The sequence below is a fragment of the Xanthomonas sp. D-99 genome (genome assembly GCF_017746145.1).
GTDB classification, from domain to species: Bacteria; Pseudomonadota; Gammaproteobacteria; order Xanthomonadales; family Xanthomonadaceae; genus Xanthomonas; species Xanthomonas cissicola.
The window spans coordinates 1-23,652 of record NZ_JAGHWU010000045.1; the positions used below are offsets into that span (position 1 = coordinate 1).

The 23,652-nt window shown below is 65.2% G+C and carries 19 protein-coding genes; 7 read left to right on the top strand and 12 right to left on the bottom strand.

The features are described 5' to 3' along the window. Positions 1-1,780, bottom strand: a 1,780-nt coding sequence (locus J7360_RS15455) for an integrase (protein ID WP_209034190.1), incomplete at its 3' end; no start/stop codon positions are given. 268 nt (positions 1,781-2,048) lie between these two features. Here J7360_RS15455 and mutS point away from each other — a divergent pair. From mutS to katG, 3 genes are all read left to right on the top strand, one after another. Beyond that, positions 2,049-4,604 (top strand): DNA mismatch repair protein MutS, encoded by a 2,556-nt coding sequence (gene mutS, locus J7360_RS15460; RefSeq protein ID WP_057662573.1) that lies wholly within the window; start codon positions 2,049-2,051, stop codon positions 4,602-4,604. A gap of 314 nt (positions 4,605-4,918) precedes the next feature. Next, a complete protein-coding gene (locus tag J7360_RS15465) occupies positions 4,919-5,533 on the top strand; it encodes a DUF937 domain-containing protein (protein ID WP_007967453.1) in 615 nt (204 codons plus the stop codon). Between the two features lie 462 nt (positions 5,534-5,995). Beyond that, the gene (katG, locus tag J7360_RS15470) at positions 5,996-8,242 is read left to right on the top strand and encodes a catalase/peroxidase HPI (RefSeq protein ID WP_057662576.1); all 2,247 of its coding nucleotides are present in this window, start codon (positions 5,996-5,998) and stop codon (positions 8,240-8,242) included. A 123-nt stretch (positions 8,243-8,365) separates the two neighbouring features. Here the strand turns inward: katG and J7360_RS15475 are convergent, their stop codons facing one another. The 3 genes from J7360_RS15475 to J7360_RS15485 form a co-directional block, all read right to left on the bottom strand. Continuing rightward, positions 8,366-8,773 (bottom strand): RNA-binding S4 domain-containing protein, encoded by a 408-nt coding sequence (locus tag J7360_RS15475; RefSeq protein ID WP_007967457.1) that lies wholly within the window; start codon positions 8,771-8,773, stop codon positions 8,366-8,368. A gap of 224 nt (positions 8,774-8,997) precedes the next feature. Further along, the gene (locus J7360_RS15480) at positions 8,998-9,654 is read right to left on the bottom strand and encodes a glutathione S-transferase family protein (protein WP_057662579.1); all 657 of its coding nucleotides are present in this window, start codon (positions 9,652-9,654) and stop codon (positions 8,998-9,000) included. A 57-nt stretch (positions 9,655-9,711) separates the two neighbouring features. Further along, on the bottom strand, positions 9,712-10,407 hold the full coding sequence (locus J7360_RS15485) for a YafY family protein (RefSeq protein WP_057662586.1): 696 nt from the start codon (positions 10,405-10,407) through the stop codon (positions 9,712-9,714). A 386-nt stretch (positions 10,408-10,793) separates the two neighbouring features. Here J7360_RS15485 and J7360_RS15490 point away from each other — a divergent pair, with 386 nt between their 5' ends. Further along, positions 10,794-12,278: an MATE family efflux transporter gene (locus J7360_RS15490; RefSeq protein WP_007971118.1), complete on the top strand. Its 1,485-nt coding sequence runs from the start codon at positions 10,794-10,796 to the stop codon at positions 12,276-12,278. A gap of 256 nt (positions 12,279-12,534) precedes the next feature. Here the strand turns inward: J7360_RS15490 and rplS are convergent, their stop codons facing one another. From rplS to ffh, 7 genes are all read right to left on the bottom strand, one after another. Further along, the gene (rplS, locus tag J7360_RS15495) at positions 12,535-12,942 is read right to left on the bottom strand and encodes a 50S ribosomal protein L19 (protein ID WP_003484215.1); all 408 of its coding nucleotides are present in this window, start codon (positions 12,940-12,942) and stop codon (positions 12,535-12,537) included. 144 nt (positions 12,943-13,086) lie between these two features. Continuing rightward, positions 13,087-13,845, bottom strand: coding sequence for a tRNA (guanosine(37)-N1)-methyltransferase TrmD (trmD, locus tag J7360_RS15500; protein ID WP_003484218.1), 759 nt, complete (start codon positions 13,843-13,845; stop codon positions 13,087-13,089). Positions 13,846-13,908: 63 nt separating this feature from the next. Beyond that, positions 13,909-14,421: a ribosome maturation factor RimM gene (rimM, locus tag J7360_RS15505; RefSeq protein WP_057662594.1), complete on the bottom strand. Its 513-nt coding sequence runs from the start codon at positions 14,419-14,421 to the stop codon at positions 13,909-13,911. A gap of 43 nt (positions 14,422-14,464) precedes the next feature. Then, positions 14,465-14,722, bottom strand: a complete 258-nt coding sequence (gene rpsP / locus J7360_RS15510) for a 30S ribosomal protein S16 (protein ID WP_003484223.1) — start codon at positions 14,720-14,722, stop codon at positions 14,465-14,467. Positions 14,723-14,819: 97 nt separating this feature from the next. Further along, the gene (locus J7360_RS15515) at positions 14,820-15,617 is read right to left on the bottom strand and encodes an aminotransferase class IV family protein (protein WP_057662597.1); all 798 of its coding nucleotides are present in this window, start codon (positions 15,615-15,617) and stop codon (positions 14,820-14,822) included. Next, positions 15,608-16,678, bottom strand: coding sequence for a nitronate monooxygenase (locus J7360_RS15520; RefSeq protein ID WP_007967469.1), 1,071 nt, complete (start codon positions 16,676-16,678; stop codon positions 15,608-15,610). The genes J7360_RS15515 and J7360_RS15520 overlap by 10 nt, the downstream gene beginning before the upstream one ends. A 735-nt stretch (positions 16,679-17,413) precedes the next feature. Further along, positions 17,414-18,790 (bottom strand): signal recognition particle protein, encoded by a 1,377-nt coding sequence (gene ffh / locus J7360_RS15525; protein WP_057662599.1) that lies wholly within the window; start codon positions 18,788-18,790, stop codon positions 17,414-17,416. Between the two features lie 356 nt (positions 18,791-19,146). On the opposite strand from ffh, the gene ccsA reads away from it, so the two are divergent. Further along, complete coding sequence (gene ccsA / locus J7360_RS15530) at positions 19,147-19,938, top strand: cytochrome c biogenesis protein CcsA (protein WP_022559829.1); 792 nt, start codon at positions 19,147-19,149, stop codon at positions 19,936-19,938. Between the two features lie 206 nt (positions 19,939-20,144). Here ccsA and J7360_RS15535 read toward each other — a convergent pair whose 3' ends face one another. After that, entirely contained in the window at positions 20,145-21,194 is a 1,050-nt protein-coding gene (locus tag J7360_RS15535) for an aldose epimerase family protein (RefSeq protein WP_057662602.1), read from the bottom strand. 237 nt (positions 21,195-21,431) lie between these two features. Between J7360_RS15535 and J7360_RS15540 the strand changes: the two genes are divergently transcribed. Together J7360_RS15540 and J7360_RS15545 are read left to right on the top strand one after the other, a co-directional pair. After that, positions 21,432-23,015, top strand: a complete 1,584-nt coding sequence (locus J7360_RS15540) for an alpha-L-arabinofuranosidase C-terminal domain-containing protein (RefSeq protein WP_099801387.1) — start codon at positions 21,432-21,434, stop codon at positions 23,013-23,015. Positions 23,016-23,435: 420 nt separating this feature from the next. After that, positions 23,436-23,597, top strand: a complete 162-nt coding sequence (locus J7360_RS15545) for a hypothetical protein (protein ID WP_164673375.1) — start codon at positions 23,436-23,438, stop codon at positions 23,595-23,597. Positions 23,598-23,652 lie beyond the last annotated feature (55 nt).

Consider the following 23,652-nt stretch of genomic DNA (forward strand, 5'->3'; position numbering starts at 1 on the left):
CAGTTTGAAGTTGTTGTTGACATCGCAACTTGGACCACTCCTGCTCGGTGTAGCGCTCCGACACCGCGGCCATCCTGTCCTGGCCCTGCCCGCGGGTGTGATGGTGCAAGAGCTGCGAGACGATGCGGCTTTCTCCGAACAAATGCGCCGCGTAGCGCCCCATCGTCCGACGGAGGTCGTGCGGGGTCAGTCCGATGTCGATGTCCTCGCTGAGATTCAACAAACCCGCATCGCGCCGGACATTGGCCACGATGCTCTTGCTGTCTGAGTAGTGCCCCGAGCGGCTGCGGCTCGAACGCGCCGGGAAGACGTAGCGGGTTCGGTCAAGGGCATGGCGGGCCTTCTCCAATTCTGCCTCCAATCCCTTGATCAGCTCCCGTCTGGCTCCTTTGGCTTTAGCTGCTCGAAGCAAGCCTTCCATGGTCGCGACCTCCTTCTTCGCCTCGGTATCGTCCAAGCGCTCCTCCAGACGCCGCTGAAGCACTTGCTCGGCGAAATAGGTCACTGGCAAATAGCGCTCGTCTCCGTTCTTGGTGTCGAACAAGTAGACCTGCGACCCCTCGCGGCGGGTGAAAGGATTGATCTGCCCCGGTGGCGTCAACGACACCCATGACACCTCACGCTGAGTCAGCTCTCCCGGCGTGCACCGGTCGAACCACCGCAACGCGGCTGCTTCGCTGCGCCGGGTGCCCCACAACAAAGTCAGCAGCAGGTAATCGGCACCGGCGGCATTCAAACCGCCCTGCTCATCCCGGCGAGCCAGGATGACCTTCATCACCTTGGGCAGCGTGTCATCTCCCAACGGATTGCGCACCTCAGCCCGGCTGTAGTGGTTGCGCAGGTCCTGAGCCCCGCGAAGTAGATCCTTGCTGTAGATGGCCTGGAACGGGTTGTAGATTATCTTGGGTTCCCGTCGAGTCTCGTGTGCCTGTTCTTGTTCCACTTCGTTGAACAGGTCCACGGAGCGCTTTGCATCGGTGAAGGTGTGCTCGGCAGCGGCGAGTCCTGCGGCCCTCACCCGTTGAATGTATTTCCCGGCGATGCCCAGTTCTCCAAGCTGAGCTGTGGAAAGCTGGGCCCAGTCGTCGTGGGATGCCAAGGCCTGACGCATGGCGGTCGGGATACGGTTGGAGCGAAGCATGGCGCTCTTGCGCAACGCATCGTATCCCCGCACCACGTCCTCTGTTCGCGTGTCCCGAATTTTCAGATCGGCCAGGCCCACCTCGGGTCGCTCCAAACGAGCCAAGCTACTGCGGACAGCCTCGACACTGACCTGCTTCACCTTCTTCTTTTTGGCCCGCTCTCCCATGCGCTCGATGTAGAGCTCCATGCATTGCCGAAGCGTGATGTCTTCCGAGCGCTTGTCTCGACGCTTGGCTCGGAGTTCTGCGCGCTCCTGTTGCACCGGATTGGTCCCGGTCTGCCTGAGCATCGACAAGTGCCCCTTGGCTACCTCGTAGGCTTCGTCCAGCCCCATGTCGGTGACGTTGCCCAAGGAAAAACGGCGGATGCCCGTCGGCCCACGCTTGACCACCTCGTATGTGGACTTGGTTCTCCCTACCCGAAAACTAAAACCGGAGGGAGCCTTGTCACTTCCGTCCACCAAGCGGTAGGGTTCGCCGGCCTCTTCAGGGTCCCGCTCCACCAGCTTGACCTTGCCCGCTTTGTCCAGCACGGGTATCCGATCCACCGACAGGCTCAGGATTTGGGCGTAGGTCAGCTTAAACTTGAGCGACCCGCGCCTCTTCGGCAGATCTGGCAACTCCGACGTCTTGCTCATGCATCCTCCATTGCTGTCATGCGAGTGCTGCCGGTTGCAACCCACGTCGCAACATCAACATACGCTTTTCTTACCATGCGAAATCGTCGCAACATGCCAAATTGGGTCTCGCTTTGAATCGTCGCAACACGGTCGCAACAAAAAAGACCGCTACTGCCCGCAACAACCCTCTTTTGACCGTCAGTTCCGTTACAGAGCAAATTCATAAGTGATTGTTTCCTCAGACATTTCTAAGCCTGGCAAGGCCCCTCAAGAACATACGCCTGCCATGAAGCAATTCTTCGCAGCCAAATCGGACTACCCCGATCTGCTGCTGTTCTTCCGCATGGGCGATTTCTACGAGCTGTTCTACGACGACGCGCGCAAGGCCGCGCGGCTGCTCGACATCACCCTGACCCAGCGCGGCAGCTCCGGCGGTGCGCCGATTCCCATGGCCGGGGTGCCGGTGCATGCGTATGAAGGCTATCTGGCGCGCTTGGTGGCACTGGGCGAGTCGGTGGCGATCTGCGAGCAGATCGGCGACCCGGCGCTGGTCAAGGGGCTGGTCGAGCGCAAGGTGGTGCGCATTGTCACGCCCGGCACGGTCACCGACGAGGCGCTGCTGGACGAGCGCCGCGATACCTTGTTGATGGCGATCTCGCGCAGCAAGCACGGTTACGGCCTGGCCTGGGCCGATCTGGCCGGCGGGCGCTTCTTGGTCAATGAAGTGGACAGCGTGGATGCGCTGGAAGCGGAAATCGCGCGTCTGGAACCGGCCGAGCTGTTGGTGCCCGACGAAGACAACTGGCCCGACTTCCTGCGCGGGCGCATCGGCGTGCGGCGCCGGCCGCCGTGGTTGTTCGATGCCGACAGCGGCCGGCGCCAGCTGCTGGCGTTCTTCAAACTGCACGATCTGTCCGGCTTCGGCATCGACGACAAACCTTGCGCCACGGCGGCCGCCGGCGCATTGCTCGGGTATGTCGAAGAGACCCAGAAACAGCGCTTGCCGCACCTGACCTCGATCGCGATGGAAGTGGCCAGCGAGGCCATCTCGATGAACGCGGCCACGCGCCGGCATCTGGAGTTGGACACCCGCGTAGATGGCGATACCCGCAACACCTTGCTCGGCGTACTGGACAGCACCGTCACGCCGATGGGTGGGCGTCTGCTCCGGCGCTGGCTGCACCGTCCGCTGCGCCTGCGCGATGTGCTGGTGCAGCGCCACCATGCGGTCGGCACGTTGATCGATGCAGCTGCCGATGCCGATCTGCGCGAAGCCTTCCGTGCGCTCGGCGATCTGGAACGCATCCTCACCCGCGTGGCCTTGCGCTCGGCGCGGCCGCGCGATTTTTCCACCTTGCGCGATGGCCTGGCGCTATTGCCGAAGGTGCGCGCAATCCTGGCACCGTTGGATTCGCCGCGCCTGCAGACGCTGCATGCCGAACTTGGCGAGCACGATGCCACCGCGCATCTGTTGATCAGCGCGGTGGCCGAGACGCCGCCGCTCAAGCTCAGCGACGGCGGCGTCATCGCCACCGGCTACGACGCCGATCTGGATGAGCTGCGTCGTTTGTCCACCAATGCCGATCAATTCTTGATCGACCTGGAACAACGCGAGCGCGCCAGCAGCGGCATCGCCACGCTCAAGGTCGGCTACAACCGCGTGCACGGCTACTACATCGAGATCAGCAAGGGCCAGGCGGAGAAAGCCCCGTTGCACTACAGCCGCCGGCAGACGTTGACCAACGCCGAGCGCTACATCACCGAAGAACTCAAGAGTTTCGAAGACAAGGTGCTGTCCGCGCGCGAGCGTTCGCTATCGCGCGAAAAACTGCTGTACGAAGGTCTGCTCGACGCGCTTGGTACCGAGCTGGAAGGTCTCAAGCGCTGCGCAGGTGCACTCAGCGAACTGGATGTCCTGGCCGGCTTTGCCGAGCGCGCGCAAGCACTGGATTGGTCGCAGCCGGAACTGGACAGCACTCCCTGCCTGCGCATCGAACGCGGCCGTCACCCGGTGGTGGAGGCGGTACGCGAGCAACCGTTCGAACCCAACGATCTGGACCTGCACAGCGATCGCCGCATGCTGGTGATCACCGGCCCGAACATGGGCGGTAAATCGACCTACATGCGGCAGAACGCCCTGATCGTGTTGTTGGCGCATATCGGCAGCTACGTGCCGGCCAGCCGTGCGGTGATCGGGCCGATCGACCGCATCCTCACCCGCATCGGCGCCGGCGACGACCTGGCGCGCGGGCAGTCCACCTTCATGGTGGAAATGGCCGAAACCAGCTACATCCTGCATCACGCCACGCCGCAATCGCTGGTGCTGATGGACGAGATCGGCCGCGGCACCTCCACCTACGATGGCCTGGCACTGGCCGATGCAGTCGCGCGCCATCTGGCGCAGACCAATCGCTGCTACACGCTGTTTGCCACGCATTATTTCGAGCTCACCGCACTGGCCGACGCATCGCATGCCGGTGGCGCCAGCGGTATCGCCAACGTGCATCTGGACGCGGTCGAACACGGCGAGCGTCTGGTGTTCATGCACGCAGTGAAAGATGGGCCGGCCAATCGCAGTTTCGGCCTGCAGGTGGCCGCACTTGCCGGGCTGCCCAAGGCGGCGGTGACGCAGGCGCGCCGGCGCCTGGCGGAACTGGAACAACGCGGTGGCGAAAGCCACAGCGCGCAGATGGCGCCCACCGCACTGGATGCGCCGCAACAATTCGGACTGTTCACCGCACCCTCCTCCGCTGCACAGGAAGCCTTGCAGGCGCTCGACCCGGATGAGCTCACGCCCAAGCAGGCGCTGGAGGCGCTGTATCGGTTGAAGGCGTTGCTTTGAGAGCTGGGATTTGGGAATCGGGAATCGGGAATCGGGAATCGGGAATCGGGAATCGGGAATCGGGAATCGGGAATCGTAAGAGCGTAGCTGCGTGAGTTGCGCTTGCTGCGCTTGCGGATGCATTGTCCTGCAGGAATTGGGGATCGATTTTGGATGCTGCTTTGCGGGATTTGTTCGCGGAGTTGGACGTCGTGACCGCATCGTTGCGTGGTTGCCCAGTCCTGCATCGTGGCGCGTGTGCAGGTCGCTGGATTGATCTGTCGGCGCGACGGGCGCACCCTGCCGCAAGGCTTCGCCAGACAGGAAACCTTCCGATGACCACATCCGCTTCATTGACCGATCAACTTGCTGCGCAATTGCAGGGCCCGCAGCTGCAGCAGCTCGCCGGCCGCCTGGGCATTGCGCCAGAGCAGGCGCGGTCGGCAGTGCAGGCCGCGCTGCCGCTGCTGATGGGCGCGCTGGGCCGCAATAGCCAGCAGGCCGGTGGCACCGAAGCGTTGCTGGGCGCACTGCAACGCGACCATGCTGCCAGCCCGGATCTCGGCAGCTTGCTCGGCTCACTGTTGGGTGGCTCGGCCACCGGCGCGCAGGGCAACGGTGCCGGCATCGTCGGCCATCTGTTCGGCGACAAGGCACCGCAGGCCGCTGCCGGCCTGGGCCAGGCCACCGGGCTGGAGACCAGCAAGGCCAGTCAGTTGCTGCAACTGCTTGCCCCGATCGTGATGGCGTATCTGGCCAAGCGCTTTTTGGGCGGCGATGCCGCATCCAGCAGCCGGCTCGGGCCTGCGCTGGCCCAGGAGCATCAGCAGGTACGCAGCCATCCCGCCGCCGGCGGGTTACTGACCAGCGTGCTGGACCAGGACGGCGACGGGCAACTGGGCCTGGGCGATGTCATGAAGCTCGGCGGCGCCCTGTTCGGCAAACGCTGAGACGCTGAGTTTCCGACGCATCATCACATGCATCCATTGCCTGCATCCTTTGCGTGCATCCGTTGCAGGAACGTGTCCATGGCCTGCAACTCCGCCGCGATCAGCGTGCGGCACGCTGGTCGGGCACTGGCGTGCTATCCATAGCAGCACACTATCGATATGGTTGAATAATTCGAATTCACCAAATGATCGATGCTCTTTATCGTGTGCGAACGCCACCACGATGAGTCCGCCTCATGCGCTTGCTTGCGCTCCTTACCAGACTGCCCGTCGATGCATTCCGGGCTACCCAGGCAGGCGCTAGCATCGGCAACCGAGGCGACCATGCGCAGCCCACATCGCACGCAAGTCCCCATTCCTGATGACTCAGTCTTAAGCACTGCCCGCGATTTCGATTCCACCAGCACGTGCCGGCACCTTCGGCACGCAGCTCCCCAAGTGCTCCTGCACACAGGTATTGCCATGACCACCGAAGCAAAGTGCCCGTTCAACCACGCCGTCGTCGGTACCGGAACCACCAATCGCGATTGGTGGCCCAAGCAGCTGCGCGTGGATCTGCTCAGCCAGCATTCGAGCAAATCCAACCCGCTGGGCCCGTCGTTCAACTATGCCGACGCGTTCAAGCGCCTGGACCTGCAGGCGCTCAAGCAGGACCTGCACGCGTTGATGACCGATTCGCAGGACTGGTGGCCGGCCGACTTCGGCCATTACGGCCCGCTGTTCGTGCGCATGGCCTGGCATAGCGCCGGCACGTATCGCATTGGCGACGGACGTGGCGGCGGCGGACGTGGGCAGCAGCGCTTCGCCCCGCTCAACAGCTGGCCGGACAACGTCAGCCTGGACAAGGCGCGCCGCCTGCTGTGGCCGATCAAGCAAAAGTACGGCCAGGCCATTTCCTGGGCCGATCTGATAATTCTCACCGGCAACATCGCGTTGGAATCGATGGGCTTGAAGACCTTCGGTTTTGCCGGCGGCCGCGAAGACACCTGGGAGCCGGATCAGGACCTGTACTGGGGCCGCGAAACCAAGTGGCTGGGTGGCGACGAACGCTATTCGCGCGGCTCGCCGGGCGTGGACGAAGCGCACGGGGTGCTGGTGAAGGACGACGACAGCCAGGTGCCGCATACCCGCGACCTGGAAAACCCGCTGGCCGCCGTGCAGATGGGCCTGATCTACGTCAATCCGGAAGGCCCGGACGGTAACCCCGACCCGATCGCCTCTGCGCGCGACATCCGCGACACCTTCGCGCGCATGGCCATGAACGACGAAGAGACCGTGGCGCTGATCGCTGGCGGCCACACCTTCGGCAAGACCCACGGCGCCGGCCCGGCCGACAACGTGGGCGCCGAACCCGAAGCCGGCGAGCTGGAAAGCCAGGGCTTCGGCTGGCATAACCGCTACGGTAGCGGCAAGGGCGCCGACACCATCACCAGCGGTCTGGAAGTCACCTGGACCACCACGCCTGCGCAATGGAGCAACGATTACTTCGACCATCTGTTCGGTTTCGAGTGGGAGCTGAGCAAAAGCCCGGCCGGCGCGCATCAGTGGGTGGCCAAGAACGCCGACGCCATCATTCCCGACGCGCACGACGCCTCCAGGAAGCATCGCCCGACGATGCTGACCACCGACCTGGCGCTGCGCTTCGACCCCGCGTACGAGGCCATCTCGCGGCGTTTCCAGCAGCATCCCGAACAATTCGCCGATGCCTTCGCTCGCGCCTGGTTCAAGCTCACCCACCGCGACATGGGCCCACGCGCACGCTACCTCGGCGCTGATGTGCCTGCTGAAGAGTTGGTGTGGCAGGACCCGGTGCCGGCGGTCGATCACGCACTGGTCGATGCGCAGGACGCCGCCGCGCTCAAGCAGACCGTCCTGGCCTCGGGCCTGAGCGTGGCGCACCTGGTATCCACTGCATGGGCGTCGGCCTCCACGTTCCGTGGCTCGGACAAACGTGGCGGCGCCAACGGTGCGCGTATCCGCCTGGCCCCGCAGAAGGAGTGGCAGGCCAATCAGCCCGAGCAACTGGCCAAGGTGCTCGCAACGCTGGAACGCATCCAGGCCGACTTCAACGCTACGCAATCGGGTGGCAAGAAGATCTCGCTGGCCGACCTGATCGTGCTGGCCGGCAACGCCGCAGTGGAACACGCAGCGCAAGCCGCTGGCCACCAGGTGACCGTGCCGTTCGCACCCGGCCGCACCGATGCGTCGCAGGAACAGACCGATGTGGAATCCTTCGCCGTGCTCGAACCGGTGGCCGATGGCTTCCGCAACTTCGCCAAGCGCCGCTACGCAGTGCCGGCCGAAGCGCTGTTGATCGACAAGGCCCAGCTGCTCACCCTCACCGCACCGGAGTTGACCGTGCTGGTCGGCGGCCTGCGCGTGCTGGGCGCCAATGTGGATGACTCCAAGAACGGCGTCTTCACCAGCCGCCCGGGTGTGTTGAGCAACGACTTCTTTGCCAACCTGCTCGACATGCGCACCGAGTGGAAGGCCACCTCGGAGGCGAAGGACGTGTTCGAAGGCCGCCACCGCAGCACCGGCGACCTTCGCTGGACCGGCACGCGCGTGGACCTGGTGTTCGGCTCCAACTCCATCCTGCGTGCGGTGGCCGAGGTCTACGCCAGCGCCGATGCGCAGGAGAAGTTCGTGCACGACTTCGTCGCCGCCTGGACCAAGGTGATGCAGCTGGATCGCTTCGATCTGACCTAAGCGTCCACACTCACACCCACCTGCCAACACGCAGGTGCGTGTGCCTGGTAACGCAAACGCCCCGAATCACCGGGGCGTTTGCGTTTGCGGGTCTATTGCATGGCAGCCTGTTGCGACAGTGCGCTACAACGCGTCGATATCGCCCAATGCCGTGATCAGGCGTCGCGCACGCTTGTCCGGTTTACCCTCGGGCGCCCGGTAGCCGGTGCGCTCGGCAGCGCGCTGCTGGCGCCATTGCGCGCGGGCCTCGCGCGAGCTGTCGCTTTCGATGTACAGCGCCTGCGCGACCGGCGCCGGGCCGCGCACATCGCTGAGCGCGGCAACGGTGATCTCGAAGATTTCGCCGCCGCGGTCGATACGCAGTTGTTCGCCGCTGCGCACCGCGCGCGACGGCTTGGGACGCTGTCCAGCCACGTCTACCTTGCCGGTTTCCACTGCGTTCTTGGCCAGGCTGCGCGTCTTGAAAAAGCGCGCTGCCCACAGCCAGACATCCAGCCTGACCGTCCTCGCCTGTTCCAACTCTAGATTCATTCGTCTCGCGGTCTCGTGTCGTGCGTTGGCTTGCGCAGCGCGCAGTGCATGCGTGCGTGCGCTGCGATCTTGCGCAAACGCCGGCTCGGTTGCCGGCGTCTTCGGCGACGATGGCGTGCGCCACACCCGATGTTTGGGCCACGGCTGCGAAACTCAAGCGGGCAGGACCAGGTGCGGCTTGGTCCGCACCGCAGGGCACGACCGCCGGCGAACCGCCGCCTCCGCTAGCTGTTCGTTGTATCCACGGTGCGCGGCATGTCCGGGTTCGGATGCGCCGCGATCAACGCATCGTCGGTAGCGTTGGCATGCAGTGCCGCAGGGCGGGCGGCATGCCGTTGCGCGAAGGCGGTAAACGCAGGACGCGGCTCCAGCACGCCGGTACGCGTGTAGAAACCCACCACCGCCGCCATGTACAGGTCGGCCGCGCTGAAGCACTCGCCGGCCAGGTGTTCGCGGCCCGCGACCGCCTGTTCCAGGGTCTGCAGAAGGTCCGCCTCGTGGCCGTAGCCGGCGCTGCGTGCCGGTGCCAGCACGCCGCTTTCCTTCGCGGTCAGCAGCGCCTCCACTGGGCCGGCCAGGAAAAACAGCCAGCGGTAATAATCGGCGCGCGCCGGCGATCCCGGCGGCGGCGCCAGGTGCCGCTCCGGCACCAGGTCCGCCAGGTAGGCACAGATCGCAGCGTTCTCGGTGACGACCGTGTCGCCATGGCGCAGCGCAGGCACCTTGCCCATCGGGTTGATCGCCAGATAGTCCGGCGCCTTCATCGTGATGCCGTAGTCGAGGATGACCGCCCGGTACGGCAGGCCGGTTTCCTCCAGCATCCAGCGGGCGACACGGCCGCGTGACAGCGGGTGGGTGTAGAGCACGATCTCGGTGGACATGGGCAGACTTCCTGGTGGACAGCCTTCAGTCTGGTCCTGCCCTGCTGACAGCTGCTGTCAGCAGTCGGCTCCGTAGCCGGTCGCCGCGCGCCAGCGCTTGATCAGTAGATGCCGGCGCGAGGGATAGCGTTCGCCGTCGTCGGCCAGGGCCAGCACCCGGTCGGCACGGAAGTGGCGGAAGTCGCCGCGCAGTTCGCACCACGTGGCGATCATGCCGTAGCCGCCGAGAAAGGCCATCGCGAACGGCCAGACCCGCCGTTGCGAGGCAGCGCCTTCGGCATCGGCGTAGTCCATCCGCAGCACGTGTTCGAGCCGGATGCCGCGACGCAGGATCGGCAGCCACGGTGCGGCCGGTTGCGCGGCATCGGCCGCGGGTACCAGCAGCCCGCTGGTCTCGATCGATGCGCGCAGGGTACCGGGCAGCGTGGCGGTGATGCGCGCCACCGCGCGCTGCGCCGCCTGCGCCAGTTCCGGATCGGCCTGGCGCCCCACCCAGCGCGCGCCCAGGGTCAAGGCCTCCAGTTCGTCCTCGGTGAAATTCAGTGCCGGCAGCAGGAAGCCTGGACGCAACACGTAGCCGACGCCGGGATCGCCGAGAATATCGGCGCCCTGCGCGCGCAAGGTGGCGATATCGCGGTACAGCGTGCGCAGGCTGACGCCCAGCGCTGCGGCGAGCTGGGCACCGGCCACGGGCCGACGTCGTCCGCGCAGGGCGTCGAGCAGATGCAGTAAACGGGTCGCACGGATCACCATCGCGACAGCATAGTGGGCTTTGCGTCCTTGCTGCTTTGGGCCACGCAGCGATCCTGCATTCGGGTCTCAGACGAATGGCCGCATCCATAGGAATCCAACCGCGATGCAGTGATCGGCCGGCGCATCAGCAGGCCAGCTGTCGAATACGTCCGACCATGGCTGCAGCCCAGCCGATACACGCTTCCCCATCCTCGCCAGGCCCACCTGCCGCGTTGCGATGCAGGCACAAACCCTAGGCAGCTTCGCATGCCGCTGCCAGGCAAGGCAAGGCGCGCAGCGTGCTCCACGATCGGCGCGCCCCACGCCACATAGCCGCAAGTGCGCTGCATCCGGGCTCACCCGGGCAATGCTAGTGTGCGCACCTTCTGCGCGACGATACGACTGCGATGCCCAAATCCGCTGTCCTGACCGAAGGCCCGATCGGCAAGAACCTGCTGTTGTTCGCACTGCCGATCATGGCCGGCAACATCGCCCAGTCGCTCAATGGATCGATCAACGCGATCTGGATCGGCCGCTATCTCGGCGAAGAAGCGCTGACCGCGGCGGCCAATGCCAACAGCATCATGTTCTTCCTGATCGGCTCGGTGTTCGGCATCGGCATGGCCTCGACCATCCTGATCGGCCAGGCGATGGGGGCGCGCGATATCGCCCAGGCGCGCAAGGTGATGGGCACCAGCGCGAGCTTCTTCGGCGGGCTGTCGGCCGTGATCGCCGTGCTGGGCTGGTACCTGGCGCCGCATTTGCTGACCGCCATGGGCACGCCCGCCGCCTCGCAAGCGCTGGCCGAAGACTATCTGCGGGTGATCTTCCTGGCGATGCCCACGCTGTATCTGTTCGCCTTCCTGTCGGCTGCATTGCGCGGCACCGGCGATGCGCGCACGCCGTTCCGTTTCTTATTGCTGTCGGTGCTGCTGGATATCGTGTTCAACCCGCTGCTGTTGTTCGGCATCGGCCCGTTTCCGGCGTTGGGCATTGCCGGTGCGGCCTGGGCCACGTTGATCGCGCAGGTCGTCGCACTGGCCGGATTGCTGGTGTATTTGCGTAAAAAACGCCATGTCTTGTGGCTGGGCCGAAACGACTTGCGGCTGTTTCGCATCGACCCAGCCATCCTGCGCGCGTTGATCGTCAAAGGCGTGCCGATGGGCCTGCAGATGGTGATGATCTCGCTGTCGATGATCGCCATGTTGTCGCTGGTCAATGGCTTCGGCACCGAAACCGCTGCAGCGTTCGGCGCAGGATTGCAGCTATGGAACTATGTGCAGATGCCGGCCATGGCGGTGGGCGCCGCTTGTTCGTCGATGGCCGCGCAGAATGTGGGCGCCGGCCTGTGGTCGCGCGTGGATGCGGTGGCGCGTACCGGCATCGCCGCCAATTTCCTGATGACGGGCCTGCTGATCGTGCTGCTGATCGTGTTCGATCGCTGGACCCTGGCCCTGTTTCTGCCCGAAGGCAGCGCCACGCTGGAGGTTGCGCGACACCTCAACCACATCGCGATCTGGTCGTTCCTGCTATTCGGTGTCAGCTTCGTGGTTTCGGGTGTGGTCCGCGCCACCGGTGCGGTGATTCCGCCGTTGTTGATCCTGGCCTTTTCGTTGTGGGGCGTACGTGTGCCGTTGGCCAACGTGCTGCTGCCGCATCTGGGCGCCGATGCGGTGTGGTGGAGCTTTCCGATCAGTTCGGCCTGTTCGATGCTGCTGTCGCTGGCGTATTACCGCTGGGGCGGCTGGCGCAAGGCGCGCATGCTGACCACACCCACGCATCCGGCGGAACTTGCGGCTGCAGCGGAAGTGCCGGCGCATCCGGCCTCGCCGGTCGCCGACCCAGCCCCGCTCACCGACGCGCCAGGCGGGCCGCGGGCACCGCAGCGTTAGTTGCGTTTGCGGCAGGCGTATCGCCGGGTCCGCAGCCATTCCGGGCGCGTGCGCCTGGAACCGTCATTGGGCCATGGGTACTAACCTCTGCACGCCGACCACTCCCGATCGAGCGCGCGTGGTTGCTGCAGGCATTCCCGCAAGGCGCGGCGTGCATCATGCGTGGATGCCGCAACCAAACATGCCTTCCCACAAACGCAAACAGCCGCCCGAAGGCGGCTGTTTGGCAGTGGCGGGACCGGCCCGCCAATATGGCTTACTCAGCCTTGGCAGCAGCCTGGCGAGCGGCCTTGGCCTGCGCAGCGGCGGCCAGATCTTCCTTGATGCGGGCAGCCTTGCCTTCCAGACCACGCAGGTAGTACAGCTTACCGGCGCGCACCTTGCCGCGACGCTTCACTTCGACCGAGTCGATGATGGCGCTGTGGGTCTGGAACACGCGCTCAACGCCGAAGCCGTGCGAAATCTTGCGCACGGTGAAGGAAGAGTTCAGGCCGGCATTCTTGGTACCGATCACCACGCCCTCATAGGCCTGCACGCGCTCGCGGTTGCCTTCCTTCACCTTGACGTTCACCACAACGGTGTCGCCCTGGTTGAATTCCGGCAGCTTGCGCTGGATCTGGGCGGCTTCGAAGTCAGCCAGGATGGTCTTGTTGAGTTTGCTCATGGTGGGCACCGCGTGTCTGGTGATATTGGACCGGCAGTCGCCGCACGGCGATTGCTCGAGGTTCGTAGGAGGGCCAGACGCAAGGCTGGCCAGCAAGCCGCATATTGTACCTCAATCAATCTTGCAAGAGCTAGGGGTAAGCCCTTATTTCTCGTCACCCGGGGCGAGTTCGCGGCGAAACTCGTCCAGCAGACGGCGATCGTTCTTCTCCAGCCCCGCCTCGTCGAGCAGGTCCGGGCGGCGCAACCAGGTCCGTCCCAGCGACTGCTTCCGGCGCCAGCGCGCAATCGCCGCATGGTTGCCTGATCGCAGCACATCCGGCACATCGCCCCATGCATGGGTTGCCGGATGGCTGTAATGCGGGCAATCGAGCAGGCCTTGCGGGCCTTCAAAACTGTCCTGGGCGGCAGATTCGGCGTCGTTCAATACACCGTCCTGCAACCGCGCCACCACGTCCACGACAACCGCTGCACCCAATTCACCGCCGGACAATACGTAGTCGCCGATGGAGATTTCCATATCCACCGCCTGCGCCAGAAAGCGCTCGTCCACGCCTTCATAGCGGCCACACACCAGCACCATGCGCGGCAACTGCGCCAACTCGCGTGCAAGCACCTGCGTGAGCGGCCGCCCTTGCGGGCTGAGATAGATCACCGGCGCTGGCCGCGCGTCTGCCGCTTGCACCGCATCCAGGCAGGCCCGCAGCGGCTCGATCAGCATCACCATGCCGGGCCCGCCACCGAACGGACGGTCGTCCACGCGGCGATAGTTGCCCTGCGCATGCTCGCGCGGGTTCCAGCCCTGCAATTCCAGCAAGCCGCGCTCCTGCGCCCGCCCGACCACGCCGAACGCCGCGCATTGCGCGATGAACTCGGGGAACAGGCTGATGACGTCGATGCGCACTGGAGAATCGGAGCCGGGTTGGGGAATGGAGAGAGCAAGAGCAGCGCCGAAGCACCACTTTGATCAAAAATCCGGATCCCAGTCCACCACGATCAGGTTGGCCTCGAAATCCACCGACTTGACGAAATCCGGAAACACAAACGGAATCATCCGTTCGCGATCGCCACGCACCATCACCACGTCGTTGGAGCCGGTGGAGAACAGGTGCGACACCGTGCCCAGCTTGACGCCTTCGACGGTTTCCACCTGCAATTCTTCCAGATCCACCCAGTAATATTCGTCGGGCTTGGGCGGCGGCAACGCACTGCGCGCGACGTAGATTTCAGTCCCGTGCATGGCTTCGACCGTGTCTCGGTCGGTGACGCCGGGGAACACCGCAATCAGATTCTTGCCCTGATCGCGCCCGCGCACGCCGCTGACCACCGACTCCTGTCCGGACGGCGTGCGCACGATCCACGGCTGATACCGGAAGATGGCGGTCCGTGGCTCGGTCCAGGATTCGAGCTTCAGCTCACCCTTGACACCAAAAGCGCCGACAATCCTGCCTAACAGGATGCGGCGCTCGGTCTGCTTCATCTGCGTCGACTCTGGGCCAGGTAGCGATACCCGGCCCTCAAGATCAGGCCGCAGCGGCCTGAGACTTGGCTTCGCGATACAGGTTACGCACCTTGTCGGTCAGCTGCGCGCCGTTGCCGACCCAATGGTCGACGCGTGCGACGTCCAGCACGATGCGCGGTTCTGCGCCCTGGGCAACCGGGTTGTAGTAACCCAGACGCTCGATGTTGCGGCCGTCGCGCGCGCTGCGCACGTCGGTCACGATGATGTGGTAGAACGGACGCTTCTTGGCGCCGCCGCGGGTCAGTCGGATCTTGACCATGGTGTTGTTTTCCTGAGTTGCCCAGTCGCCAGAGTGGCGCGGTAAGCCGGCGATTATAACGGGCTCCGGCAGCGAAGCCAAGTCGCCCCTGAAACGCTCAGATCGCTTGCCAGGCTTGGGTTTGCAGCGCCCGTTCCAGAATCGCCAGCTGGGCGGCGGCGTCCGGCCACTGCACAGACCCGACCGCCGCCAACGCTTGTTGCCCGCGCGCATTGCAGCTGAAGCCGCCATCGAATGCCTGGAGCTCGCCCAGCGTGACCGGGCGCGCGTCCTGCTCGATGCCAAGCGTTTGCAGCCCGGCCTGCAACAGACGCTGCCGGGTGCCGGGCAGGGCAGGCCCCTGCGGCCACACGACCCTGCCCTGCTGCCACAGGCCCAGATTCCAGAACGCACCCTCCACGAGCCGGTCTTGCGAATCGATCAGCAGCGCATCGTCGAACCCGGCAAGCATTGCCTGACGGCGCAGCTGCAGCAGCGCGAAGGTGCCGACGTGCTTGCACAGCGGCTGCTCGCGCACGTAATTGGCCGGCTGCACGCGCACAGCGATCGCTGGCATCTGCGCGGCGGGCGAGAGCGAGGTCAACACATCCAGTGCGACAGCGCGCGATGGATCGCGCAGGTCGAACTCCTGCGAAAACACCGTAATGCGCACGCTCGCATCGGTGCTGCCGGCAGCCGACAACGCAACGCGCAACTGCGCGCGAATGGCGTCGGGATCGGCAGCAGCACCAAACAGGGCTGCGCTGTCGTGCTGCAGACGTTGCAGATGCAGGTCCAGACCAAGTGCAGCGTTATCGCGCACCTGCAACGTGGTGAAGTGACCGTAATTGTTCAACGCCGCGGCACCGAGCTGCTGCGCGGTAGCGGCGATGCCATTGCAGAAGATCAACGGCACAACAACGCCTGCGCCTGTTCCCACCACTGCGTCACGACCTGCGCAGCCGGTTGTGCGGGCGCCATCCAGGCGGATTGGCCGGCCCAGGCCTGCATCGCATCCAGGCGGTTGTCGCGCGCAGCGGCCTGGCGCATCGGTGCGGTGAGCCCGCGCTGCACCGGGTATGGCGCGGGTGGCGGTGCGTCTGCAGCGTTTGCTGCACGGACATACGGCGTGGTCAGCGCGCGCCCCAACCGGCCCGAGAACGCACGGGTTGGCTGGGCGTGCTCCGGCTCTGCCTGAGATAACGCATCGGCCCAGGCGCTCGGCAATGCAGCTTCGGGCGCGCGTAGCAAGCCGGTGCCGATCTGCACGGCGCTTGCGCCCAAGGTCAGCGCTGCCGCAATGCCGCGCGCATCGGCGATGCCGCCGGCCGCGATGACCGGGATATCGAGACGATCGACCAGACGCGGCAACAACGCCAATAGCCCGGTCATCTGCTGCGCGGCGCGACCGGCCTCGAACGCACCGCGATGGCCACCGGCTTCGGCCCCTTGCGCAACCACTGCATCGGCGCCTGCTGCCTGCGCCGCAAGCGCTTCGTCCAATGTGGTGGCGCAGGCGAACCAGGCGATCCCGGCATTCGTCAGACGTGCCACCTGATCGGGCCGGAACACGCCCATGATCGATGAAGCGACTGCTGGCCGCGCGGCGAGCAAGGCATCCAATTGCGCGTCGAAATCGGCAGGTGTCGCATCGCCCGCCGTCTCCGGCACCGGTGGCCCCCACTGCGCAAGAAACGCGCGCAGGCGCGCTTCGGTGGCCGCATCGCGCGCAGGTGCCGGGTCGGGAATCCACAGATTGATCTGCGCAGGCCCTGCGCTGGCTTCACGGAATGCCGCCATCCACGCCACGATGTCGTGCGGCTGCGATAACACGGCCCCCATCGCGCCCATGCCACCGGCGTTGGCAACCGCCGCCGACAACGGCACCGGGCAGGCGCCGGCCATGGGACTGAGCAGGATCGGCAAGCGCAGCCCAAAGCGCTGCTGGAAGGCATCGACGTTGGAAAATCTGGTCATCAATCACTTCGCACACCATGAGATGGCGCATGGTAACCGCGATGGGCAGACGCTGATGCCGGCACAGACACGGGCACCTGCCGCGCCGGTCTGGCGGCTGCGCCGCAGATGGTCGCTGCGCCTGATGCGCCGGCATCGGCATGCGTTGCCGTTACCACTCTTCGACCCAGACGTTCTCCAACGCGAAGCACGCCGGCGCTGCGACGCTGTAGACAAGCGCCTCACAAGCGCTAAATCGATAAACGCCGAAGCCGCTTGGGTGCGACGTGCCGGTGGCCCGAATAGCCGCAATTGCAGGCCCTCATCGCCATCGGCAGGACAGGTACGCTGCGTGCAACCAGCCGGCATTGCGCTCGCCACGCATGGTCCAGCTCCGGTCCACGGAACAGCTTGAGCAGACGTCCCTCGCCTCGCATGCGATCGGCGCATTGACCGGGCAGTGGCAACGGATGATGGAGCTGTTGCGTCGAGCTGTGCCAGACGAGCGATCGCCTGCGCGGCACCGCTGGCGTCGCCCGCGTCTTCAGCAGTGAACAGTGCCGTCTATACGTCTGCACGCGCCACGCAAACGGGCGGTGATACATGCGACAACCCGCAGGTTGCACCGCCAGAGGACGAGACCTGACGTAACGGCCGCCTACGCTGATGTGGCCTGCCACGCAAGCACAAGGCCAGCGCACGATGCACGCACTGAGGGCCTGCGAATGGCTTCGCGGCGCGGCGTGCGCAGGTTGCTCAGCGGAACGGCATGCCGCCGCGGCCGCCCATGGCGCCCATCATGCCCTTCATGTTGCGCATCAGGCCCTTCATGCCGCCGCCGGCCAGCTTGCCCATCATCTTTTCCATCTGCTGGTACTGCTTCATCAGCTTGTTGACGTCGGCCGGCTGCATGCCCGAACCGCGTGCGATGCGGGCACGGCGCGAGCCGTTGAGCAGCGCCGGGTTGCGCCGCTCTTTCTTGGTCATCGAATTGATGATGGCGATCATGCGCGGCACTTCCTTGCCGGTGACCTGCTGCTTGACGTTGTCCGGGATCTGGCCCATGCCTGGCAGCTTGTCCATCAGCCCATGGATACCGCCCATGTTCTGCATCTGCTCGAGCTGTTCCTTCATGTCGTTGAGGTCGAACTTCTTGCCCTTGGCGACCTTGGCCGCAAGCTTGGCGGCCTTTTCCTGGTCGACGCTGTGCTCGACCTGCTCCACCAGCGACAGCACGTCGCCCATGTCCAGGATGCGGCTGGCGACGCGGTCGGGATGGAACACATCCAGGCCGTCGGTCTTTTCGCCGGTACCGACGAACTTGATCGGCTTGCCGGTGATGTAGCGCACGCTCAGTGCGGCACCGCCGCGGGCGTCGCCGTCGGTCTTGGTCAGCACCACGCCGGTCAGCGGCAGCGCCTCGCCGAAGGCCTTGGCGGTGTTGGCCGCGTCCTGGCCGGTCATGGCATCGACCACGAACAGGGTTTCGGTGGGGTTGACCGCGGCGTGCAGCGTCTTGATCTCGTCCATCATCGCCGCATCGATCGCCAGGCGACCGGCGGTATCGACCAGCAGCACGTCGACGAAGGACTTGCGCGCATCGCTGATGGCGGCACGCACGATGTCGACCGGCTTCTGCGACGCATCGGAGGCGAAGAACAGCACCCCGACCTGTTCGGCCAGGGTCTTGAGCTGCTCGATCGCGGCCGGGCGATAGATGTCGGCCGAGACCACCATGACCTTTTTCTTGCGCTTTTCTTTCAGGTGCTTGGCGAGCTTGCCGACCGTGGTGGTCTTGCCTGCACCCTGCAGGCCCGCCATCAGGACGATGGCCGGCGCCGGCACGTTGAGGTTGAGGTCGGTTGCGGCCGCGCCCATGACGGCGGTGAGCTCGTCGCGTACCACCTTGATCAGCGCCTGGCCCGGGGTCAGCGACTTGAGCACTTCCTGACCGACTGCGCGCACCTTGATGCGCTCGATCAGCGCCTGCACCACCGGCAGCGCGACGTCGGCCTCGAGCAGGGCGATGCGCACTTCGCGGGTGGCTTCGCGGATGTTCTCCTCGGTCAGGCGGCCGCGGCCGCGCAGGCGCTCCATGGTGCCGGAGAGACGTTGGGTAAGAGACTCGAACATGCGCAAAGGACCGCGGAGGGGAAACGGGTGCCGATTATAGCGGCACCGGCTGGCGGCCTGCCCCGGCGCCCGGCCGGCCCACCCCGGCAACGTAGCCCGTGGAAATTCTTCGAACGCGCTGCGACGCGGGCAATCCCCCTGGACCACCACCGCAACTAGCAAAAAACGGCAGCAAGGCCAGCAACAGGCGCTCTACTGCGGTGCCCCCCCCGCTTCATCAGGCGCGCCCCCGCTGCGAGGTCCCGCCCACCTGCCTGCCAGCAAACACCCAAGCGACTCGCAGCCCAGGCTTCTCCGATTCCCGATTTCCGACTCCCCAATCCCCAATCCCCGTCCCACCATGCGAAACTTCCACGATGACAATCGTTCTCATCGCGTTCGCCCTGTATCTGCTGGCCACGGCGCTGCTCACCCGGGCGGTGTTGCGCGATGGCAACCAGTCGCCTGCGCGCTGGCTGGCGCCCGCATTGGCTGCAGTGGCGTTGCACGCCGGTTACCACGTGCTGGTGGCCGTGCGCACCGCGGGCGGGCCGGACATGCACTTCTTCGCGGCACTGTCGTTATGCGGGCTGGGCATGGCTGCGCTGACGGCGGTGTTCGGTGGCCGCGGACGGATGGCGGCAGTGGGTGTGGTGGTGTTCCCGCTTTCGGCGATCCTGTTGGCCAGCTACCACGCCTACGGCCACGAGCCCAGCGCGGATCTGGGCTGGCGACTCGAATTGCACGCGTGGCTGGCCTTGCTGGCCTACGCCACGCTGGGCATCGCAGCGCTGCTGGCAATCATGCTGTGGCTGCAGGAACGCGCGCTGCGGCGGCGCGATTTCCATAGCTGGCTGCGCGCACTGCCACCGCTGACCGAGCTGGAAACGCTGCTGTTCCGCACGATCACGGTGGGCTTTGTGCTGTTGAGCCTGACCCTGCTGACCGGCCTGTTGTTCGTGCAGGACTTCCTGGCGCAGCGGCTGTTGCAAAAGACCGTGCTCAGCATCCTGTCGTGGATCGTGTTCGGTGCGCTGCTGATCGGCCGCTGGCGCAATGGCTGGCGCGGCACCAAGGCGGTGCACTGGACGCTGACCGCGATGGCGCTGCTGGTGCTGTCGTTCTTCGGCAGCAAGTTCGTCATCGAGCTGGTGCTGGGGCCGCGTTGAGCGCATTGGGCGCACGCGTGCGCTGGCCCCGCGCGCATCGATCGATCTTGTGCGGCCTGCGACGGGCATAGAGCCGCACCAGGTCACTGGCAACCCAGGCCTACGGCAACTGAAGGTCTGGCAACTTCAGAACTGACACTGCGACCAGCGGCACTGGGTCGCGCCCGCACGACGCAGCCCAGCTAACCCCTCAGCGCTGAAATCCCTCACGCATCCAGCGCGGCGGGCACGACGTCCCAGGGCTGGCCCGGCCCCGCGTTGGCAAAGCGATAGCTGATACGGCGGCGATAGGTCTCGCCCGGCCGCAGGATGGTCGAAGGAAAGCTGGGGTGATTGGGGGCGTCCGGATAATCCTGCGGCTCCAGGCATATGCCACGGCCCAGCCCGGGATGGTGGGCATCCAGATGTTGGCCTTCGTACACCTGCACCGCCGGGGCATCGCTGCTGATGCGCAGCGCCACGCCACTGTGCGGGGAGTACAGCTCGGCAACGCAGTCCGCGTCGGCGGCCAGCACCAGACACTGGTCATAGCCCTTGCCGAGGACGATCTGGGGATGCGCCGTGTCGGTATTGTCGGCCAGCGCGGCAGGCTGGCGGAAATCGAATGGCGTACCGGTCACCGATGCGATCTCGCCCGTGGGGATCGACTCGGCATCCACCGGCAGGTAGCGATCGGCCGGCACGCGCAGCACCTGCGCTGCGGCCCGCAGCTGCGGGTCGCCGGACAGATTGAAATACGGGTGATGGGTAAGATTCAACGCAGTCGCGGCATCGCAGCGCGCTTCGAAGTCCAGCTGCAGGCTCAGCCCGTGAAGCTGCAGGCGCGCACGCACGTGCAGATTGCCGGGGTAGCCCTCTTCGCCATCGGGTGAGTCGTAGCCCAGCAGCACCTGGTCCGGCGCCTGCTCCAGCACGCTCCACACCCGTCGCCCGAAGCCGCGCAGCCCGCCGTGCAACTGGTTACGCCCTTCATTGGCGGCCAGCACGTGGGTGACGCCCTCCAGGGTGTAACGCGCACCGGCGATGCGGTTGCCGAAGCGGCCCACCAGAATGTTGAGGCTGTCGCCGTCGGCAGCATAGGCGGGTAGATCCGGCAGGTTCAGCACCAGCGGCACCACACCCTGTGCGGTGATCAACTGCAGCGTATGCAGGATGCCGCCATAGGTGAGCACTTCCGCTTCCAGACCAGCCTCGCTGCGTAGCGTGAGCGCGTGGATCTCGAAACCGTCTGGCAACTGCCCGAACACTCGCTGCATGGATGGTCCTGCCGATGAGATGGCCCGCGAGCATAGCCGCATGCGGTGGCTGCCGACCATGCTGCTGCGCACATCCTGGCAGGCGAGGCGATTGCGGCGGCGAAGCGACTGCCGCGCCCGCCTGCAACGGCCGCGCTGCAGCAATACAAAGGGCGGCCACCGGCACTACGCTAGCAGCGCGTTTCCCATCGCAGCAGCACCCACCCGACCATCGACCAGCACAGGAGCACCGACCCGATGCAGTGGATTTCCCCCGCGTTGCAGGCATCGCGCAGGCAGCTGTTGAACGCCGTTTTCGTCGCCGCCTCGATTGCCAGCGTGCCGGCCAGCTTCGCTGCCGAGGTCAAGGTCAACGGCACGTTGCGCGTGGACCAGCCCGGCGCGCAGGTGTCGCGGCAGCTGTTCGGCCAATTCGCCGAGCATCTGGGTACCGGCATCTATGGTGGCGTGTGGGTGGGCGAGGAGTCGCCGATTCCCAACACGCGCGGCTATCGCAACGACGTGGTCGCCGCACTGAAAGCCATTGCCGTCCCCAACATCCGCTGGCCCGGAGGTTGCTTCGCCGACGAGTATCACTGGCGCGATGGCGTCGGCACGCCGGCCAAGCGCCCGATCCGGGTCAACACGCACTGGGGCGGTGTGGAAGAGTCCAACCGTTTCGGCACACACGAGTTCATGGACTTTACCGAACTGCTCGGCACCCAGGCCTATATCGCCGGGAACGTGGGCGATGCTGCGCCGGAGGAGATCGCGCAGTGGGCCGAATACATGACCGCGCCGACACGCTCGAGCCTGGCCAACGAGCGCCGCGCCAATGGCCGCGATGCGCCCTGGCAGGTCCCCTACTTCGGTGTGGGCAACGAGTTATGGGGCTGCGGCGGCAATATGCGCGTGGAGTACGCAGCCGATGTGTTTCGCCGCTACCAGACCTTCGTCAAGTCGCCGGCCAACCAGAAGATTCTCAAGATCGCGCCTGGCCCAAGCGACGACGACTATCACTGGACCGAAGTGATGATGCGCGAGGCCACCAAGTTCATGGATGGGCTGAGCATGCACTACTACACTATTCCCGGTGGCTGGCCGCCGCGCGCGTCTTCGACCACGTTCGACGAAGCCGCGTGGATCCAGACCTTGTCGCGCACCCTGGTGATGGACGAGCTGATCACCAAGCACAGCGCGATCATGGACAAGTACGACCCAGCCAAGAAAGTGGCTCTGGTCGTGGACGAATGGGGCACCTGGTATGCGCCATTGCCAGGCACCAATCCCGGTTTCCTGCAGCAGCAAAACAGCCTGCGCGACGCGCTGGTGGCGTCTCTCAACTTCGACATCTTCAGCCAGCATGCCGAGCGCGTGCGCATGGCCAACATCGCGCAGATGGTCAATGTGCTGCAGGCGATGATCCTTACCGATGGCGACAAGATGGTGCTGACGCCGACCTACCACGTGTTCGCGCTTTACAAGCCCTACCAGGACGCCACCCACCTGCCGCTGCAATTGCAGACACCGCAATACCGTCATGGCGACACGCAGGTGCCGGCAGTACACGGCTCGGCGGTCAAGGCAAAAGATGGCGATGTGTATGTCGCACTGACCAATCTGGACGCGACCGCGTCGGCGACTGTGAGCGTGCAGGTGGAAGGGTTGCCGCTGCGTGCGGTGGAGGGACAGATCCTGACCGCACCGGCGATCGCCACGTACAACACCTATGCGCAGCCACAGGCCGTTGCGCCAGTGACATTCAAGGGCGCACGTGTCCAGGGCAAGACAGTGAAGGTGGCGCTGCCGGCGCATTCGATCGTGATGCTCAAGCTGCAATGAGCGATCGGATGCAATGCACAGGGCCTACGTGCCGGGCACAGCCAGCCGTGTGGGCACCGTGTTGCCTCGTTCGGACGCGCCTTGCAAGGGGGGCGCGATCGTTGCATTTCTCATGTGCCTGGCGGTCACGTCGCCATGCCGGCGCGACCACAGGTTCAAGGCGCGTACCGGATGCGTATCGCATTGCACGGCGATGCGCCATTTCTAAAGGCAGATGTTGTTGAGGCTCGGGTTTCGGAGTTGAAAGCACTGGACTGCAATCACTCGCCAAGACGTGTGCCGGCGCATCAAAAGCATGCGGCATCTATCGTGCACAGACACGTCGATGCGCACTGGGCACGCGCACCACAGGCCACAACGGCCTTGCAACCGCTTGCAAGCGAGTTCGGCTGAGGCGGCCGCGGCGTCGCTTGTCCGGACATGCAATCGGCATTGGGGAAGGCACACCTCCTCGATGCGCCGCGCCACTGGCTGCTGCCGCGCAACATGGCGCCGACAGGGTTTGCGACCGGCATCATGCCAATGATTGATTATTCCGGAATGAACACCACGAATCTGAAGCACGCACGGCATTTTCTTTGACACCCAGGCAGCCGCTGCTCAGCGTCGCCCCTCCACGGATTTGATTCGGTACCAG

Coding starts and splice junctions, on each gene's coding strand:
- mutS (WP_057662573.1), top strand. CDS start 2,049: ATGAAGCAATTCTTCGCAGCCAAATCGGACTACCCCGATCTGCTGCTG.
- J7360_RS15465 (WP_007967453.1), top strand. CDS start 4,919: ATGACCACATCCGCTTCATTGACCGATCAACTTGCTGCGCAATTGCAG.
- katG (WP_057662576.1), top strand. CDS start 5,996: ATGACCACCGAAGCAAAGTGCCCGTTCAACCACGCCGTCGTCGGTACC.
- J7360_RS15475 (WP_007967457.1), bottom strand. CDS start 8,773: ATGAATCTAGAGTTGGAACAGGCGAGGACGGTCAGGCTGGATGTCTGG.
- J7360_RS15480 (WP_057662579.1), bottom strand. CDS start 9,654: ATGTCCACCGAGATCGTGCTCTACACCCACCCGCTGTCACGCGGCCGT.
- J7360_RS15485 (WP_057662586.1), bottom strand. CDS start 10,407: ATGGTGATCCGTGCGACCCGTTTACTGCATCTGCTCGACGCCCTGCGC.
- J7360_RS15490 (WP_007971118.1), top strand. CDS start 10,794: ATGCCCAAATCCGCTGTCCTGACCGAAGGCCCGATCGGCAAGAACCTG.
- rplS (WP_003484215.1), bottom strand. CDS start 12,942: ATGAGCAAACTCAACAAGACCATCCTGGCTGACTTCGAAGCCGCCCAG.
- rimM (WP_057662594.1), bottom strand. CDS start 14,421: ATGAAGCAGACCGAGCGCCGCATCCTGTTAGGCAGGATTGTCGGCGCT.
- rpsP (WP_003484223.1), bottom strand. CDS start 14,722: ATGGTCAAGATCCGACTGACCCGCGGCGGCGCCAAGAAGCGTCCGTTC.
- J7360_RS15520 (WP_007967469.1), bottom strand. CDS start 16,678: ATGACCAGATTTTCCAACGTCGATGCCTTCCAGCAGCGCTTTGGGCTG.
- ffh (WP_057662599.1), bottom strand. CDS start 18,790: ATGTTCGAGTCTCTTACCCAACGTCTCTCCGGCACCATGGAGCGCCTG.
- ccsA (WP_022559829.1), top strand. CDS start 19,147: ATGACAATCGTTCTCATCGCGTTCGCCCTGTATCTGCTGGCCACGGCG.
- J7360_RS15535 (WP_057662602.1), bottom strand. CDS start 21,194: ATGCAGCGAGTGTTCGGGCAGTTGCCAGACGGTTTCGAGATCCACGCG.
- J7360_RS15540 (WP_099801387.1), top strand. CDS start 21,432: ATGCAGTGGATTTCCCCCGCGTTGCAGGCATCGCGCAGGCAGCTGTTG.
- J7360_RS15545 (WP_164673375.1), top strand. CDS start 23,436: ATGCAATCGGCATTGGGGAAGGCACACCTCCTCGATGCGCCGCGCCAC.